Annotated in this window: 14 protein-coding genes; 3 read left to right on the top strand and 11 right to left on the bottom strand. The window is 39.9% G+C overall.

Annotated elements, in window-relative coordinates; translation table 11 throughout:
* Positions 1-258: 258 nt before the first annotated feature.
* The 3 genes from MTF66_RS08170 to MTF66_RS08160 all read right to left on the bottom strand — a co-directional run bounded on the left by MTF66_RS08170 (position 259) and on the right by MTF66_RS08160 (position 6,554).
* Positions 259-1,743, bottom strand: a complete 1,485-nt coding sequence (locus tag MTF66_RS08170; RefSeq protein ID WP_248527006.1) for a diguanylate cyclase domain-containing protein — start codon at positions 1,741-1,743, stop codon at positions 259-261.
* A gap of 682 nt (positions 1,744-2,425) precedes the next feature.
* The gene (locus tag MTF66_RS08165) at positions 2,426-5,473 is read right to left on the bottom strand and encodes an efflux RND transporter permease subunit (protein WP_248527005.1); all 3,048 of its coding nucleotides are present in this window, start codon (positions 5,471-5,473) and stop codon (positions 2,426-2,428) included.
* A gap of 10 nt (positions 5,474-5,483) precedes the next feature.
* Entirely contained in the window at positions 5,484-6,554 is a 1,071-nt protein-coding gene (locus tag MTF66_RS08160; protein WP_075170191.1) for an efflux RND transporter periplasmic adaptor subunit, read from the bottom strand.
* 556 nt (positions 6,555-7,110) lie between these two features.
* Here MTF66_RS08160 and MTF66_RS08155 point away from each other — a divergent pair.
* Complete coding sequence (locus MTF66_RS08155) at positions 7,111-8,118, top strand: catalase family peroxidase (protein WP_109874962.1); 1,008 nt, start codon at positions 7,111-7,113, stop codon at positions 8,116-8,118.
* 16 nt (positions 8,119-8,134) lie between these two features.
* Complete coding sequence (locus MTF66_RS08150; protein ID WP_248527004.1) at positions 8,135-8,674, top strand: cytochrome b; 540 nt, start codon at positions 8,135-8,137, stop codon at positions 8,672-8,674.
* 496 nt (positions 8,675-9,170) lie between these two features.
* On the opposite strand, the gene hisIE is transcribed toward MTF66_RS08150, so the two are convergent.
* From hisIE to hisG, 8 genes are read right to left on the bottom strand one after another with little or no spacing between them, the layout of a single operon-like run.
* Positions 9,171-9,785, bottom strand: coding sequence for a bifunctional phosphoribosyl-AMP cyclohydrolase/phosphoribosyl-ATP diphosphatase HisIE (gene hisIE, locus MTF66_RS08145; RefSeq protein ID WP_138570579.1), 615 nt, complete (start codon positions 9,783-9,785; stop codon positions 9,171-9,173).
* Positions 9,776-10,555 carry an imidazole glycerol phosphate synthase subunit HisF gene (gene hisF / locus MTF66_RS08140; RefSeq protein ID WP_010388869.1) on the bottom strand — a complete coding sequence of 260 codons (780 nt, stop codon included), beginning with the start codon at positions 10,553-10,555 and terminating at the stop codon, positions 9,776-9,778. Before hisF ends, hisIE begins: the two co-directional genes overlap by 10 nt.
* On the bottom strand, positions 10,537-11,271 hold the full coding sequence (locus MTF66_RS08135; RefSeq protein ID WP_138570578.1) for a 1-(5-phosphoribosyl)-5-[(5-phosphoribosylamino)methylideneamino] imidazole-4-carboxamide isomerase: 735 nt from the start codon (positions 11,269-11,271) through the stop codon (positions 10,537-10,539). The genes hisF and MTF66_RS08135 overlap by 19 nt, the downstream gene beginning before the upstream one ends.
* 32 nt (positions 11,272-11,303) lie before the next feature.
* A complete protein-coding gene (gene hisH, locus MTF66_RS08130) occupies positions 11,304-11,894 on the bottom strand; it encodes an imidazole glycerol phosphate synthase subunit HisH (RefSeq protein WP_054201601.1) in 591 nt (196 codons plus the stop codon).
* Entirely contained in the window at positions 11,891-12,952 is a 1,062-nt protein-coding gene (gene hisB, locus MTF66_RS08125) for a bifunctional histidinol-phosphatase/imidazoleglycerol-phosphate dehydratase HisB (protein WP_010388866.1), read from the bottom strand. Before hisB ends, hisH begins: the two co-directional genes overlap by 4 nt.
* A complete protein-coding gene (gene hisC, locus MTF66_RS08120) occupies positions 12,949-14,037 on the bottom strand; it encodes a histidinol-phosphate transaminase (protein WP_248527003.1) in 1,089 nt (362 codons plus the stop codon). Before hisC ends, hisB begins: the two co-directional genes overlap by 4 nt.
* A complete protein-coding gene (hisD, locus tag MTF66_RS08115; protein WP_248527002.1) occupies positions 14,027-15,328 on the bottom strand; it encodes a histidinol dehydrogenase in 1,302 nt (433 codons plus the stop codon). Before hisD ends, hisC begins: the two co-directional genes overlap by 11 nt.
* A gap of 5 nt (positions 15,329-15,333) precedes the next feature.
* Positions 15,334-16,233, bottom strand: a complete 900-nt coding sequence (gene hisG, locus MTF66_RS08110; RefSeq protein WP_076920229.1) for an ATP phosphoribosyltransferase — start codon at positions 16,231-16,233, stop codon at positions 15,334-15,336.
* Positions 16,234-16,630: 397 nt separating this feature from the next.
* Here hisG and MTF66_RS08105 point away from each other — a divergent pair, with 397 nt between their 5' ends.
* Entirely contained in the window at positions 16,631-16,864 is a 234-nt protein-coding gene (locus tag MTF66_RS08105; protein ID WP_055012049.1) for a hypothetical protein, read from the top strand.
* Positions 16,865-16,937 lie beyond the last annotated feature (73 nt).

The raw sequence follows: 16,937 nt of genomic DNA, 5'->3' as shown, positions 1-16,937 counted from the left end.
TTACATTTATCGTTTGTATGACTAAATAGAAGACACATAGACTGCACTTGATATGTTATTTATTTGATAAATTTGAATAGTTCATTTAATGAATGAATCTTAATGCATTACTATGCAATGAATTCTTAGCCTCACCATATAATAGAACTCCGGCTATATTAATACTTAAAGCTAGAACTTAAAGTGATAATTAATGCCTTAAAAAAGTATTCGCTTCAAAGCTTATTTTAAATTTATAAAATACTAAATTTAAAATGTTTATTTGGAAAAGCGATAACAGTTTCTGCCGGAGTTTTTAGCTTCATAAAGGGCTTGGTCTGCCTGTGTTTTAAGCTTAATGCTGGTTTGAGTTTCTGACGCGCTGGTTGCAATACCAATGCTTATACCTAAGCTGCATTGCTGATCAAAAATAGTAAAGGGGGTGTTAATACTTGTGATAATTCGCTCTGCAATATCCGCTATTGCTTTTTTATCGTTTAACTGAGGAAGAATTGCTGCAAATTCATCTCCCCCAATGCGCGCAATAATATCTTGTTGTCGCAAACAACTTTTGATGCGAATCGCCACCTCTTTAAGAACTTCATCACCTGCACCATGGCCTAGTTCATCATTGATGGGTTTAAAGTAATCTAAATCAAGGTACATAAGTACCAAAGGGCAGGAAAGCTGCGTTGCTTTTATGATTTCTAAATCAAGCTGCTCTAAAAAAATACGGCGGTTATAAAGCCCTGTTAAACTGTCAAAATAAGCATAGTTTTCTACTTTGGCTTGATATTTTCTTCTTTTAATTGTGTGGATGGCAAAAGTATAAATAACAAATATCATTAACGTCATAATACCAAGATAAAGAGCGATAATAAGTTTCTTTAAGCTACTAAACTCACTCTCAATTTTAGCCAGCGGAACTTTATTTATTAATGTCCATTCGGGTCTGTTTATTAGGCTATTAGCGATATTATTTGGGAGCAACATGTCGTTTAATAAAGTTAAGTGCTCATAAATATAAACATTGTTTTCATTTTCAATAATTCCATTCGCTTGGGTTTGCATGCTTTGCCATATGTGTGGCTGTTGATCTTTAAAACGGTGTTGCGGTTTGTTAGCAAACATAAATGACCATTGCTTATTGGTATCTCCAAATAACCAATAGCTGTCCTTATTAAGCAGCATAATATTGCCTGATGAATTTTTTGAGATATTGTCTAATTGGCTAAGTAAGTGAGCTCCTTCAAGGTTGACGATAAGTAGCCCTATTTTAGTTCCTTTGGGTCCCATTAGCACAGAAGCTAAACGTATCATTGGTTTAAAAGGGCGTTCTATCTCACCGTTTTCAAAATTTAAATCTAATGGGGAAATAAAAATAGCTGACGGGTTCATTTTTATAGCCTGTTTAAAATAGTAACGATGGCTTTTGTCTTGTAGCTGCTCTGCTGAGACTATAGCAACATTGTGCTTGTCTCTATGCACCCTTAATAGTTCCTTACCTGTTAGATCAAGAATTCGAATTTGTGTATAAAAGTTTTTAATAGAAATAAAGTTAGCATAGTCTTGCTCTAGCTGAGCTCTATTGACCGAACTCAAAATGTCATGATCTTTAAAATGATGATTGTTTCTTAAAATCAGCAAGTCACGAGAGGCATGATTAAGTTGTTGTAAAAAAGCTTTTTTTGCTTGTTTTAATTCATTTTTTTCATGTTGTATAACATTATTAATACGTGTTTGTAATTGGCTTTGGTAAAACATATATAAGGCGATATATAACAATACCGCAGAGCAAAAGTAGGCCAATGAACTAGTCAGTTTTGTCGTGTTTTTTTGTGTGTTATGTGATTGGTTTAATGAAAAAGCATATTTAATTACGAATAAATAAATAAGCGAGACACTTAAGCTACTTAAAATTAAGCCGTCAATGAGCATGATTTGCCATTGTTTTAACATGAGAGCATCAAAATTAAAGGCAAACATTATGATTGCTTCAACAGTGAACACAATCATAGCTATTTTTATAATAAGGAACTCAGTTCTGAGCTTTTGGTGAGTTACAAAGTCATTATCGCGAAATAAGTAAAGGGTAGTGACAATCGCTACTAACGCGATAAGGCTGGAATCTAATATTACTGAAAGCCAAACACCGGTAAACTGGGTAACAAATGCGGCTAAAAAAAGCATAATAACAGCTTCACTAAACGCTAAAGATAAAAAGAGGATCAGTAAGCGTTTTATTGGCATGAAAGTATCCGTGGAGTAAGTGTTATTATTGAATTTCAAAACGAAAACATTTTGTAACTATATAATAATTATAAAGGATGAGAATTACTATAAAGTTTATTAAATTAACTGTAGTTTTGACTAAAGTATAATAAGGATCCGGTCAAAGCAGAACATTGTTTAACCGAATCCTACAATTTAGAGCTTAATTACTCGCTTACTGATTTTGTTTAACATTCATAAAAATAGCATATAGCACGGGTATCACGATTAAAGTCAGCAGGGTAGCAAACAGTAATCCAAATACTAAAACCACAGACATTGATTGGAAAAATGCATCAAAATACAGTGGAATAACCCCTAACACCGTGGTCAGTGTGCCCATCATTACCGGTCTTACCCGACTATTTGCCGAATCGATAATGGCATTATATGCAGCTTTACCTTGGCGAATTTCCATGTCCATTTGATCTACTAATACAATGGCATTTTTAATTAACAAACCAGAGAGCGATAGCAATCCTAATATGCCCATAAACTCTAGTGGAATTTGTGTGGTTACCAGTCCAAAAACAACACCAATTAAGGCTAATGGCACGACAAGCCAAATAATAATTGGTTGTTTTAAAGCGTTAAATAACACAATAACAATCAGCACCATGGCTAAAAAGCCCAGCGGAATAGTTGAGGCCAGCATTTCGTTAGATTCTTTCGATTGTCCGTATTCGCCATCCCATTCAAGTCGATACCCTTGAGGTAGGTCAATGGCTTCTATTTTAGGCCTTACCCGATTAAATAACTCTGAGGCTAGTTCACCTGGTAGTGGATCGGCTTGGGCTTTTATAGTCCATTCGCGGTCTTCACGCTTTAAAATACCATCGCGCCAGACGGTTTTAAACCCATTGGTTACTTGCGCAAGGGGCAGTGTTTCACCAGTGATATTGCTTTGTACTTGAATGTTGCCAATATCGTTTATGTCGACACGTTCAGCTTGTGGTGCTCTAACAATAATAGGAATGAGCTCTTCACCTTCACGATACTGCCCGACGATTTGCCCCGAAAAATTTTGCTGTAAGGCTTCAGCAACTGCCTTACGCGTTACACCAGCGCGCTGTGCATTAATGGCAGAATACTGTGGCTCAATAACACTAATGCGTTGTCGCCATGTATCTTTAATTGATAGAGCGCCGCCATCATCAATTAATATTCCTTTTGCTTGTGCAGCTAGCTCTCTTAATACATCTGGGTCTGGGCCTTTAAATGTGGCTTCTATTTTAGAGCCCCCACCAGGGCCCATCACAAAGCGCCATGCTTTGCCTTGAGCATCGACAAAGTTATCGTCAATGTAATTTTGTACGGTAGGTAAAAGTTGATCTAGCTTTTTGTAGTCATCGACTTTAGCTAAAATTTGCCCATAAGAACTATTTGGTGACTCACTACCATAAATAAGCATGTAGCGAAGCCCGCCGCCACCAATAAGCGTTTGTATACCTTCAACGCCATTTTGTTGCTTTACAAATTCCTCTAACTTGAGCATATCTTTTTTGGTTTTTTCAATATCGGTACCTTGTGGTAGCCAAAAATCAACTACCATTTGCGGTGTAGTAGAAGCTGGGAAAAAACCTGATTTTACAAATTGAAATCCCCACATAGACACACTGAAAGTGGCAACCACAATGGCAATACTAAGCCAGCGGTGATGCAATGCCGAAACCACAACAGACTGATATAACACCATGAGTTTATTTGGTTTTGCTGAGCCTGAGGTGTCGCTATCTTGCTCTTTAAACAAGCAATAACAAAATAAGGGGGTTAGGGTAATGGCAAATAACCAGCTGTATAATAGAGAAATTAAAATAACCCAGAATAAATGGCCGGTAAATTCAGCGGTATCACCTGGGGCAAGACCAATAGGCGCAAAGGCAACAATGCCTACCAAGGTACCACCCAGTAGTGGCCATTTAGTTTGCTTGACGACTTCGCTAGCAATTTCTAACTTTTTACGGCCTTTTTGTGTACCAACTAAAATCCCTTCGGTCACAACTATGGCGTTATCAACCATCATTCCTAACGCGATAATCAGCGCTCCAAGAGAAATTCGATGCATGGGTATACCGCTCAAATCCATGGTTGCAAGGGTCGCAAAAATGGTTAGCAGTAATACGGCGCCAATAATAACTCCTGAGCGCAAACCCATAAATAGCAGCAGGGTAACCATTACGATCACCAGTGCGACTAAAACATTCACTACAAAGTTGTCGACTGAATCTTGTACTACTTTACCTTGGTGGTAAAACTCATGCACTGTGATACCCAGCGGTCTGAGGTTTTCAGTTTGTTTTACTTTGTCATCAACGCGGTCAAATACTTTAACCACATTAGCACCCAATACACTGGCGACCCCAAGTGAAATTGCAGGTTTAGAGTTATAACGGACTAACTTGGTTGCTGGACTTTGAAAGCCACGGTATACATTAGCAATATCTTTAAGATAAATTGTTTTACCTTCACCGCTGGCACTAACCAATAGATTTTTAATGGTATCAACGGAGTTTATTTCTCCGGTAGGGTCGATAAAAATACGTTGATCGCCAATTTGAGTGTTACCAGCGCTCAATACAGCGTTTTGCTCATCTAAAATGCCGTAAATATTATTAATAGACACGCCTAAAGAGGCTAACTCTTCACGAGCTATTTCTACAAATATGCCTTCTTGCTGCACGCCTGTCATAGCAACTTTGGCTACGCCCTCTACTTGTAAAATGTCACTTTGCAAATCTTTAGCGTAGGCATGTAACTCGTCGGGTGAGTACCCTTCGGCGGTTATTAAATAGCTCAGGCCATACACATCACCAAAATCGTCATAAACTTGTGGCGTGCCAGTACCAGGCGGTAATGTTGGACGTGTGTCATTTATTTTGTTTCTGAGCTTAGTCCAAATAACTTGCAACTCAGATTTAGTCGGGGAAAACTCTGATTTAATCTCTACTTTAATTTCAGATAAACCTGTAGATGAGGTGGACGATATAGTATCAACTTCTTGTAGTTCTTGAATTGCACGTTCAAGTGGCTCAGTTACCTCTTTTGCAACTTCTAGTGGGCTTGCACCTGAGTACGAGACAAACACTTGCGCGGTGCGAATTATAAATTCGGGGTCTTCAAACCGCGCCATATTTTTATAGGATGAAAAACCAAACCCTAGCGTTAAAATAATGAGTATGGTGCTAATTAATTTATTATTGATTGTCCATTTTGCTAAATCCATTACCGCGCTCCTATGCTTTAGTCCAAGGACGTACTTTCATACCCTCAGTTACATAGTTTGCACCTGCACCAACAATTACATCGCCAGCACTTAAACCGTCAGTGACAATGAGTTGTTCTCCAATGCCATTTTCAATAGTAACGGGAGTTTTAGAAGCTTGCATAGTTTGAGCGTCAACCGTCCATACAAAGTGTTCACCATTTTGTTCAAAAATAGCAAAGGTTGGCACTAATAAACGAGTGGATGCTGAGCTGGCTTCACGTGTAAGTTTTAAACTGGCATTCATACCTGGCAATATATTAAGGTTATTTGGTACAGCAAATGCAAATCGCACTTCATAAGTTTGACTCGCAGAGTCAGCTTCTAAATTGGCACGTCTAAATGTTGCTGGAATGGGGGGAGTCGATACATCTTGTAAAATAACTGACGCTACATTGTTTTGCTTAGAGTCAACCGTGGCCACAATTGAAGCGGGAATATTTACCACCGCTTCCATTTCGCCTTTACCAAATAAAGTAACAACATGTTGACCCGCGCTTATGTTTTCAAGCTGCTTTACTGGCACCTCAGCAACAATGGCATCGTAAGGCGCTATAATTTTACTGTCAGATAGTGCTTTTTGTGCTGAGTCATACTGTGATTCTGCTACTTCTTTTTTAGATTTTAGTTGCTCTATATCTCGTTGTGAAATAACCCCATCTTTAGCGAGCTTTAAACCACGTTGGTAATCATTGTCGGCGGTTTCAAACTGAATTTTGCTCGACTTAACCTCATTAATAAAGTTTCGTTGCTCCAATACGGCTATTACATCGCCTTTTTTTACGTTTTGTGCGGCAATAACGTTAAGCGTTTCTAGCTTTCCGCTAACTTGAAAAGCAAGCTTTGAGCTATTTATAGTGTCGATAGTGGCGGGGTAGGTGAGCGTTTTTGATTGCGACTCATCACCTATGGTTATTAGTTTAACCGCACGTGGTTCGTTTTGTTTTTGCGTGCTGACTTCACTTTCTGAGCAACCGGCTAATAAAAATAGAAACATGATACTAATCAAATTAAATTGAGTAAAACAAGGTGTTTTGATCATCTGGTTTACCTTAAATAAAAAGTGCGTTGTTAATTGTTGGCATTTTTAAGCAATTAAAAATTATAAAATAGCCAATTGAGTTTGTTTTCAAATTTACCTTAAATGCAATGTATTAAGTAGTAACTACTGACTACTTGAATGGAAGCAGCCGTTAGCTAATGAGGAATAAATAACATTTTAATTTCAACAGTTTATTATTACTTGTACGGTTTTGTATTAATTTGTTTGATTGTGTAGAAAGCACCAAAATTACAACTTAGTACTTGCTCATATAGGCCTAAGTATAATTAACAATCAGTTTTTTAAAAGTGTAAGCCTGTAAACATAAGTTGTTTATAGATTTAAAACCATAAACTGTATTTTTTATTAATTAAATTGAAATATTAATTGCTTAGCAGCGGTCTTGTAAAAGTCATGTTGGTATCGCTTGATAAAAGCGCTTCAACGTAAGGCATCACTCAGTAATGGTTAGCCATTTATTTACAGACGTAATGTTAACTATGAATAACTCCTAACATAATCATTAAAAAATAATCACACGAGGTCTAATCCTACCATGAGTAAAAAAATCACCTTAATGGCAATAATCACTTTATTTGCTTTAACGATTTTATATTTTACCGGCGCATTTAATCGTGACGTAGTAACTGCACAGCGTTTTGTTAATTTACAGCAAGGCGATAATGCCCATGAGGGGTTTCGTCGTGCACATGCAAAAGGTATTTGTTTAGCTGGCTCTTTTGAGTCAACGGGTGAACTTGCTAAGTATTCGCAAGCTAAGGTATTTGATTTAGGGGCCACCCCTTTTGTAGGTCGCTTTTCTATTGCGGGTAATAATCCAACTGCACCTGATTTAAAAGCGCCTGTGCGTAGTTTAGCGTTTTCTATAACTACTGATGATAACCAAGAATGGCGGGTGGCAATGAATACGCCTCCGGTTATGGCTGTAGCTACGCCAGATGCGTTTTTTAAACAACTTCAAGCACTTTCACCCGATCCGGTGACTAAAAAGCGCAGCCCAGAAAAAATTAAAGCGTTTTTTGCAGCGCACCCTGAAAGTGCCGCTTTTAATAACTGGAAGGCAAGCTATACACCAACCAATAGCTTTGCCACTGAGCAGTATCACAGCATTAATGCCTTTTATTTAGTGGATAAAAATGATGAAAAGCACGCCGTACGCTGGATAGCTAAACCGCAATTAAGTGATGAAAACATCCAACCACTTAATAATGATTCACCAGATGCGTTGCAGCTACAACTTAAAGACCAAGTAGCTCAGTCTTCGGTTAAGTTCGATATGCTGTTTAGTTTTGCAACCGAAGAAGATGATGAAAACAACCCAACTGTTTTATGGCCACAATCGCGCAAAACCATCAACGCCGGTACGTTAGTAATATCACGCTTGCAAGCACAAGAGGGGGGGGTATGTGAAAACATGAACTTTGATCCGCTGGTATTACCAACAGGCATTGAGCCAAGTGCCGATCCTATTTTACGTGCCCGTGGCGCTGCGTATGCAGAGTCATTTCGTCGTCGTGCTAAAGAAGTACTTTTAAATAATTAATCACAGGAACGAGTCAATGAACACAATTACAAAATACTCAGTGTCGAGTATGCTTATTCACTGGGCAATGGCATTAATTATTCTTTCTATGTTATTTCTTGGTTTATCGATGGTACAAAGCTTAGCCGTATGGCAAGTAGAAGCTATACAGCTACATAAATCGTTTGGTGTGTTAGCACTGATATTAGTTACGATAAGATTAATTAATAAAGTACTGTATAAAAGCCCTGCATTACCCCAAAGTGTGCCTAAAGCACAAGCTTTAGCGGCACATTTAACCCAAGTGGGTTTATATGCGTCTATGATTTTGATGCCAATTTCAGGCTGGTTAATGCAAAGTGCTGATGAACGTTCTGTGAGCTTTTTTGGTATATTTACTTTGCCTAATTTAGTTAGTAAAAATATTGAGACCTATGCGTTTTTTCGTGAAGCACATGGCCTCATTGCTTATGCATTTTTACTGTTTATTTTTATGCATGTAAGCGCTGCACTTTATCATGGTTTAATAAAGCAAGATGGCGTATTGGGCTCTATGTTACCGGGTAAGCATAAATAATTTAGTCAAAGTTAATTAGGGACTGTTGACCTTTTGAGATTAAATTTGCAGCAGTCTGTTTGGTATTTAGGCAAGGAAGAGCCTAAGTAGTGTGAATATTCCACATATATAGGCGATAACGCAGCATCAATGCCAAACAGGCGCTACCCGAAGGGTTCTGCCTAGAGGCTATTTACTCTTTGTTGCCTACATGGATGTAGGTAAGGGGCGTGAGCTGGACGCGGAAGCTTTGCTCGGTTTTTACTTATTCTTACATGGATGTAAGCCAGTAGAATAACGCAGGAGCAGTTATCGAGCCCACTAGGTTGCAAACCTCGCGCCGCGATTAAACCGCCCCTAGTTTGAACAAATATTAATCCGCAAAGGTCAGCAGACCCTAGTTAAAGGATACCTAAGGGAGGGATTAAATGCTATTGAGAGGCTGAATTAAAAAGAAAAATTATGGCTTTTTATAACGATGTGCGCCACATAATGGCGCACACAGTAATCGTTGTATTTACTTATGACGACCTTGTAGGCAAGCAACTACATCAGTGAGTTCTAACCCTTGGCGTTGTAGTAGTACAACGAGGTGATACAACAAATCGGCCGATTCGTTGGTAAGTTCATTGTTGTCATGTTTCATTGCTGCAAGTGCCACTTCTACACCTTCTTCACCTACTTTTTGACAGCTACGGCTTAAGTCTTCTGCGAACAGTGACGCAGTGTAGCTTTTTGATGGGTCATCATTTTTACGCTCAACAATGACATCTTCTAATTGTGCTAAAAAGCTTAAGCTTGGTTTAGCATCATCGCCAAAGCAGCTTTGTGTGCCTAAGTGGCACGTTGGGCCCTCTGGGTTAGCCATTACTAAAATTGAGTCGTAGTCACAATCGGTATGCACCGATACCACGTTTAAAAAGTTTTCTGATGACTCGCCTTTGGTCCATAAACGCGATTTAGAGCGCGAATAAAAGGTCACTTTATTGCTCTCAAGCGTAACTTTTAACGCTTCGCTGTTCATAAAGCCTTGCATTAAAATAACGCCAGAGCGGGCATCTTGAACAATAGCAGGGATCATTTCGCTTTTAGCAAAATCAACTTGGGTTTGGTTTTGTTGTGTTAATTGCATAATCTTGCTGCCACTTGGTTATCGGTTAAATATTGTTTTAATTCGCCAATGTTAATCACATTTTTGTGAAAAACGCTTGCTGCCAATGCGCCATCGACTTCGCTTTGTTGAAAGACATCAACAAAGTCTTGCATACTGCCTGCACCGCCTGAGGCGATTAAAGGAATATCACACAGCTGGCGTATTTTGCTGAGTTGCTCGTTGTCGTAACCGTTGCGAACACCATCTTGGTTCATACAATTTAAAACGATTTCGCCTGCACCTAAGTCTTGTACGCGTTTAACCCATTCTTCGGTTTTATAACGGGTGCGGCTTGATGCATTAGGATCGCCGGTTAATTGATACACTAAGTATTCGCCGGTTACTTCATCGTAAAAGCTGTCAATACCTACAACAACACATTGCTTACCAAATTCATCGTGTAGCTCTTTTATGAGTTCAGGGCGTGCAATAGCAGGGCTGTTGATACTTATTTTATCGGCACCACGCTCTAAAACCCGTGCTGCATCGGCTACCGATTTAATACCGCCAGCCACACAAAATGGAATATCAATGTGGCGGGCAATGTTTTCAACCCAGTTAACATCAAGTAGGCGCTTTTCAACACTTGCGCTGATTTCGTAAAAAACCAGTTCATCGGCACCAGCATCGCTGTATGCTTTTGCCATTGTTAAAATATCGCCCACTATTTCATGGCCTTTAAATTTAACGCCTTTTACTACTTGGCCGTCCTTTACATCTAAACACGGGATTATGCGTTTTGATAACATGCTAACGCCTCCTCAACACTAAATGCTCCATCAAGTAGTGACTTACCTAAAATTACGCCGCCCACACCAAGTTCATTGAGCTTTTTAATATCATCTAACGAGCTTACCCCACCTGAGGCTTGCACTTTAATATTTGCATTATGATTAATTAAATCTTCATAAAGCGCAAAAGAAGGGCCTGACATGGTGCCATCTTTGCTGATGTCCGTGCATAAAAAGTCAATAACATCCAGAGCAACGTAAAAATCAACAAGCTCAAGTAAACCAAACTCAGATTCACTTAGCCAACCGTGAGTAGCAGGTGCCCATCCTGTGGCTGTTTTATTTACATCAAGGGCAATTACAAAGTGCTCGGCGCCAAATTGTTCAATCCAAGCTTTCACTTGCTCACGCTTTTCAACCGCCATTGAGCCAATAACCACTTGGTTTGCACCTGCTTTTAGCCAATCTCTCACGTCTTGCTCTGAACGAATACCGCCACCTACTTGGTAAGGTACATTGAGAGCTTTTGTTGCTGCTTGAATATGTTGCCACTGTTTTTTACTTGGATCCCGTGCACCTTCTAAATCAACTAAATGTAATTTAGTGGCACCACTGTCGGCATACTCTTTTAAGCGAGCACCAAGCTCAAAGGGATAAAACTGTGCAGTATCGTATTTACCTTGATACAAACGGACAATTTGATTTTGTAATACATCTAATGCTGGAATAATCACTGTATTTCTCTTTTAAAAGCATGAAGAGCAACCTAAAGTTGCCAATCAATAAAATTTTGTAATAAACGCGTGCCCACTTTAGCGCTGCGTTCAGGGTGAAATTGCATGCCTGCATAATTGTCTTTAGCTACAATTGCAGAAAATGTTTGCCCGTATTCGCTGCTGACTAGTGTGGCGTTATTAACGGTATGGGCGAAACTGTGCACATAATAAACCTGATCGTCTGCGTGCAAACCTTGAGTCAACGGGTGCGCTTGTTGAACAGATAGGTTATTCCAGCCCATATGCGGTGACGTTAAACTCCCTACATCCAGTGATTTTACTTGGCCTGGTATTTTACCTAAGCATTGCACGTTACCTTCTTCAGTGCTTTCACACAGTAGTTGCATGCCTAAGCAAATTCCCATTAGCGGGCGCTGATATTCGTTAATTGCTTGCTGCCAACCATTATCAACCAAACGCTTCATAGCAACAGATGCATGACCAACACCGGGTAAAATAGCACGTTCATAGCCTGCTAATTGTTCTGGCGAAGTAATCACCGTAGGGTTTTGCCCTAAACGCTCAAATGCAAACCGCACTGAGTTAATATTGGCACAACCGGTATTAATTATCGCTATCATAAACATCCCTTAGAGCTGGCTGTTTGTTGGCTGGTATCTTGCGCAATAGCCATGCGCAAAGCACGAGAAAACGCTTTAAATAAGCCTTCCACTTGGTGATGACAGTTGCCGTCACTTACCGATAAAATAAGGCTAATTGCGGCGTTATCACTTAAACTTTTAAAAAAGTGTTCAACCATTTGTACGTCTAAATCACCGGCTTTTTCACGGCTAAAGTTGGCGTTTAATACAAATGATGCCCGACCTGATAAATCAATTTGTGCCTCGGCTTTACATTCATCCATAGGCAAGGCAAAACCATAACGCGCAATTTGCGATTTGGTGCCAAGCGCTTGTTTAAGGGCAACACCTAAAGCAATACCAATGTCTTCAACAAGGTGGTGCTCGTCTATGTGTAAATCGCCTTTGGCTTTAATATTTAAGCCAATATTGGCGTGAGTGCGAATTTGATCCAGCATGTGATCAAAAAAACCTAGGCCAGTTTCGATGCTGCCATTTTTCGTTTGATCAAGGTTAACCGCTACATCTATTTGTGTTTCTTTAGTGTTGCGTGTTACGCGACCTTCACGGTTTGCCGTGGTCAGTTTAGTGACAATGGCAGGCCAGCTGCCGTCGTATAAAATACCTTCACAACATAAGTTTTGTGCAAGGCCAATATCGGTTTGGCGATCACCAATCACAAAAGAACGTGCTAAATCAACTTTGCCTGAGCGCATCAGTTCAGTGAGTAAGCCTGTTTTTGGTTTACGGCAATCACAGTTTTGTTCATCAAAATGTGGGCAAATTAATACTGACTCAAAGCTGATGCCTTGGCTTTGTAAGATGTCCATCATTTTGTCTTGCGCAATGTCAAAATCGGCAGTTGGGAAGCTGTCTGTGCCCAAGCCATCTTGATTCGATACCATCACTAAGCGATAGCCTGCGGCTTGCAGTTGCAATAAGGCAGGAATGACACCTGGTAAAAACGCTAGTTTTTCAAGGCTGTCGACTTGTTTATCGGTGATTGGCTCTTCAATAATAGTGCCATCGCGGTCTATAAATAAATAGGGGTTACTCATGATACTTCCTGTTGTGCTGCGGTTTGTGGCAATTGCAGGCCATCTAACCAAATTTTTACTTGTTCTAATTCTTGTTCATTACCAATTGAAATACGTAGCCAGTCGTCTTCATTAAATAAGGTGAAGGCGCGCATTACTAAGCCTTGTTTAAGCGCTTGTTTAAAGTAATCTTTGTTCGTTAATTTTAAAGTAACGAAGTTGCCTTCACCAGTGAGTATTTTTAATACTGCAGGAGAGGCGTTTAACCAGTCAATAAGCTTTAACTTTAAGCTATTTAAAATCGTCACTTGGCGACGCATTGAGGTAATCGCATCAGGGGCAATGGCTTGCGCTGCAATGCTGGCCACCACACCCGATACCGGATACGGTGCAATGACTTTACGAATAGGCGCTAATACACTAGCCTGAGCGAGAGTAAACCCTGTTCTTAAACCCGCAAGTGCAAACGCTTTTGAGAGTGTACGAAGCACAACAATATTACTGAACTCGTTTATAAGTTGTGTTGCACTTTGCTCTGGACAAAACTCTATGTAGGCTTCATCAACAATCACTAATGCTTTACCTGCAAGCGCAGTGGCAATGGCTTTTACTTTATCTAGCGGCGTTAAGCTTCCAGTTGGATTATTTGGATTACAAATAAACACTAGTTTTGAGCTACCCACAGCGGCAATTATTTCATCCACGCTGCCATTTAATAAAAGCGCTTGTGTTAGGCCATTGATTGCGACGTTGTGTGTATCGGCCGTTACTTTGTACATACCATATGTTGGTAAAAATAATGCAATACTGTCTTTTGAAGGTTCACAGTAGGTACGTACTAATAATTCAATGCCTTCATCTGCGCCGCGAGTCATTAATACATTTTCGTTTTCAAGCTCAGCATAGGCAGCGTAGCGGTCAATAACCAATTGAGGCTGAGGATCGGGGTAACGATTCAAGTCTTCAATTGTTATTTCAAGGTTTTTAGCATACGGGCTTTCGTTCGCATTAAGCCAGGTTGTGCCGGTTAGTTTTTCACTTTTAGCTGAGCTATACGCAGCAAGCGCTGCAATATTATCAGGTAATAAGCCGCTCTCATTGCTCATTTTTTATTGCCTCTAAACGAATTGAAACCGCATTAGCGTGGGCATCTAGGCCTTCTGCATCTGCTAAGGGTAAAATAGCTTTTGAAAGCTCAGTTAAGCCACGTTTACTGATGGTTTGTACTGTGTAAGTACGGAAAAAATCAAGTAAATTCAAGCTAGAATAAGTTGCACTGTAACCATAAGTGGGTAACACGTGATTAGTGCCTGAGGCATAATCGCCCGCTGACTCTGGGGTGTAATCGCCAACAAATACAGAGCCTGCATTCTTTACTTTATCTAAATAAGGAGTGGCATCGCCAAGCTGTAATATTAAGTGCTCTGGCCCATATTGCGCTGATACGTCAAACGCTTGGGCTACTGAATCAACTAGAATAAGTGACGAATTAGCCAATGCCTGTTCGGCAGTGTCTTTTCGGCTTAAGTTGGCAAGTTGACGAGTGAGTGCATCTTGCGTTTGTTCAATAATGGTTTCACTGTTACATAATAAAATAACTTGTGAGTCAGCCCCGTGTTCTGCTTGAGAGAGTAAGTCGGCAGCAATAAACTCTGGGTTTGCACGTTCATCTGCAATCACTAACACTTCTGATGGCCCTGCTGGCATATCAATCGCCATACCTGGAATCGTTTGTGCAACTAATTGCTTTGCCATGGTGACAAAGCTGTTACCTGGACCAAAAATCTTATTCACTTTAGGAACAGACTCTGTGCCATAGGCCATAGCAGCAATCGCGCCTGCACCGCCGCTTTCAATAATTGTAGTGATACCACATAATTTAGCGGCATATAAAATAGCCGGGTTAATTGCTTTATCACCTTGTACTGGGGTGGTTAATACCACGGTTTTTGCACCGCTTAACTGCGCCAATACACCTTGCATAATAACCGATGATGGAAGAGGGGCACTCCCTCCTGGTACATAAATACCGACTGCTTCGATGGCTTGATATTTCAGTTCACAGTCAACACCTGGTTGAGTCGATAACTTAATATCTTTTGGCAGTTGCGCTTGGTGAAAACATTTCACATTGGCATAAGCGGTATCAATTGCATACTTAAGCTCTGGGCTTAGCATTTTCTCAGCGGCATTAATTTCATCAAGTGGTACACGTAAACGCGGCTCGGCTCTATTATCGAACTCTTTTGCTAATGCAAGTAGAGCGGCATCGCCTTGCGCATTTACTTTTGCCAAAATAGTCTGGCAAATGCTTTCTACTTTTTCACTCGCTGATACAGCAGGGCGCATAAGCGCCGCTGCTTGAACTTGTGATGATTCCTCATTCCAACGAAGCATTGTTGTTACTCCATCATTTTTTCAATTGGCATAACTAAAATAGAATTGGCACCAAGGGCCTTAAGTTGTTCCATGGTTTCCCAAAATAGGGTTTCACTGCTCACCATGTGTAGGGCAACATATTCATCATTACCCGCAAGAGCCAATAATGTAGGTTGGCCAGCGCCAGGTAAAATTTCACAAATTTCATCAAGCTTGTCTTTTGGTGCGTGTAACATAATGTATTTGCTTTCTTTAGCTTGCTTTACACCACGTAAACGAGGCATTAGTTTATTGATGAGCGCTAATTTTTCAGGATCTTGTAGTTGAGTGTTTTGGATTAAACAAGCATTTGACTCTAAAATTGTATCACCCTGCATTAAGCCATTTGCTTCAAGCGTTGCGCCTGTAGAAACTAAATCACAAATAGCATCGGCAAGTCCTGCTCGTGGTGCTACTTCCACTGAACCTGTTAACATTACTGTACTGGCGTTGATGCCTTCGCGTTTTAGGTATTGGCTTAAAATTTCTGGGTAAGTGGTTGCTATGCGTTTGCCTTCAAACCAGCTCTTGTCTTGCTTACCAAGTTCTTGTGGCCATGCGAGTGCTAAACGACAGTAACCAAAGTCAAGTTTAGCAAGCTTTGTTACTTCACTCGGTACACCTTGGCGTTCTCTTTCTGCTTGTACTTCAACTAATACGTTTTCGCCAACAATACCTAAATCACATACACCATCCATAACTAAGCCTGGAATATCGTCATCGCGCACACGCAAAACGTCGATAGGCATGTTGGTTGAGTGTGCTATTAGACGCTGCTCACGAAGATTGAGTTTTACACCCAGTTGTTTAAGTAGATCTTGACAATCTTTAGATAGGCGGCCACCTTTTTGGATGGCGATACGAAGACGATTACTATTATTCATTACTCATTTTCCTTTAATTTAAAAACTAAAAACCCCGAGGGAAACCTCAGGGCGAAAATGAATCTTGGTATGTTGATTCGCCAGAGGTTTCCTTTTAGGAACAACCTCTCAGCGAAAGACCTGACAGGTTATTCCGATGAATGATGGTGGTGATGTACAACTGTCAGTGAATTAAGCATTTTTATATCCTGTTTAGCTATTCGTTACTATGTTAACGCTTAGCTGCTGTTTGTTTAATAAATTTCGCATTTATAAAAACACATTCACTAACATCATGGCAAGAAAAATATTCTTTAATTAAAGAATATCTTATAACTGCCGATAATAATTAGAGTATTGCTTTATTTATCAACAGCTTTATAGTGATTAAATTACGTTCAATTCAATGGAGGCATGCATGGATATAATGATCCCTTATTTAGGGCCTATTACGCGTTTGACGCTTGAATCTAAAGGGGCTTTTCATATTGCAGGGGTTCAACAAAGTGCCAGTGCCAAAAAAGTAGAGCTAGAAGAGCGGAGAAAAAAAGAGGTAGAAAAACAACATAAGCTGTCGTTTGACGAAAATAAATCGCGCAATAACACCGCTGAAGAAGATGACGACAAACCCCATCTAGATACATGGGCTTAAATAAAGTTTATTGCCTGTCAGAGTATAAAGGTAATTACAAAACCTCCTTCACTTAATTAAGCCCTCGGCTTAA

Source organism: Pseudoalteromonas sp. 2CM39R (assembly GCF_023161845.1).
Note: the sequence above shows the minus strand (reverse complement) of the source record. Positions and strands in the feature narration are given on the sequence as shown.

Coding starts and splice junctions, on each gene's coding strand:
- MTF66_RS08160 (WP_075170191.1), bottom strand. CDS start 6,554: ATGATCAAAACACCTTGTTTTACTCAATTTAATTTGATTAGTATCATG.
- hisIE (WP_138570579.1), bottom strand. CDS start 9,785: ATGCAATTAACACAACAAAACCAAACCCAAGTTGATTTTGCTAAAAGC.
- hisG (WP_076920229.1), bottom strand. CDS start 16,233: ATGAATAATAGTAATCGTCTTCGTATCGCCATCCAAAAAGGTGGCCGC.
- hisD (WP_248527002.1), bottom strand. CDS start 15,328: ATGCTTCGTTGGAATGAGGAATCATCACAAGTTCAAGCAGCGGCGCTT.
- MTF66_RS08105 (WP_055012049.1), top strand. CDS start 16,631: ATGGATATAATGATCCCTTATTTAGGGCCTATTACGCGTTTGACGCTT.
- MTF66_RS08165 (WP_248527005.1), bottom strand. CDS start 5,473: ATGGATTTAGCAAAATGGACAATCAATAATAAATTAATTAGCACCATA.
- MTF66_RS08170 (WP_248527006.1), bottom strand. CDS start 1,743: ATGTTTTACCAAAGCCAATTACAAACACGTATTAATAATGTTATACAA.
- MTF66_RS08150 (WP_248527004.1), top strand. CDS start 8,135: ATGAACACAATTACAAAATACTCAGTGTCGAGTATGCTTATTCACTGG.
- hisC (WP_248527003.1), bottom strand. CDS start 14,037: ATGAGCAATGAGAGCGGCTTATTACCTGATAATATTGCAGCGCTTGCT.
- hisB (WP_010388866.1), bottom strand. CDS start 12,952: ATGAGTAACCCCTATTTATTTATAGACCGCGATGGCACTATTATTGAA.
- MTF66_RS08155 (WP_109874962.1), top strand. CDS start 7,111: ATGAGTAAAAAAATCACCTTAATGGCAATAATCACTTTATTTGCTTTA.
- hisF (WP_010388869.1), bottom strand. CDS start 10,555: ATGTTATCAAAACGCATAATCCCGTGTTTAGATGTAAAGGACGGCCAA.
- hisH (WP_054201601.1), bottom strand. CDS start 11,894: ATGATAGCGATAATTAATACCGGTTGTGCCAATATTAACTCAGTGCGG.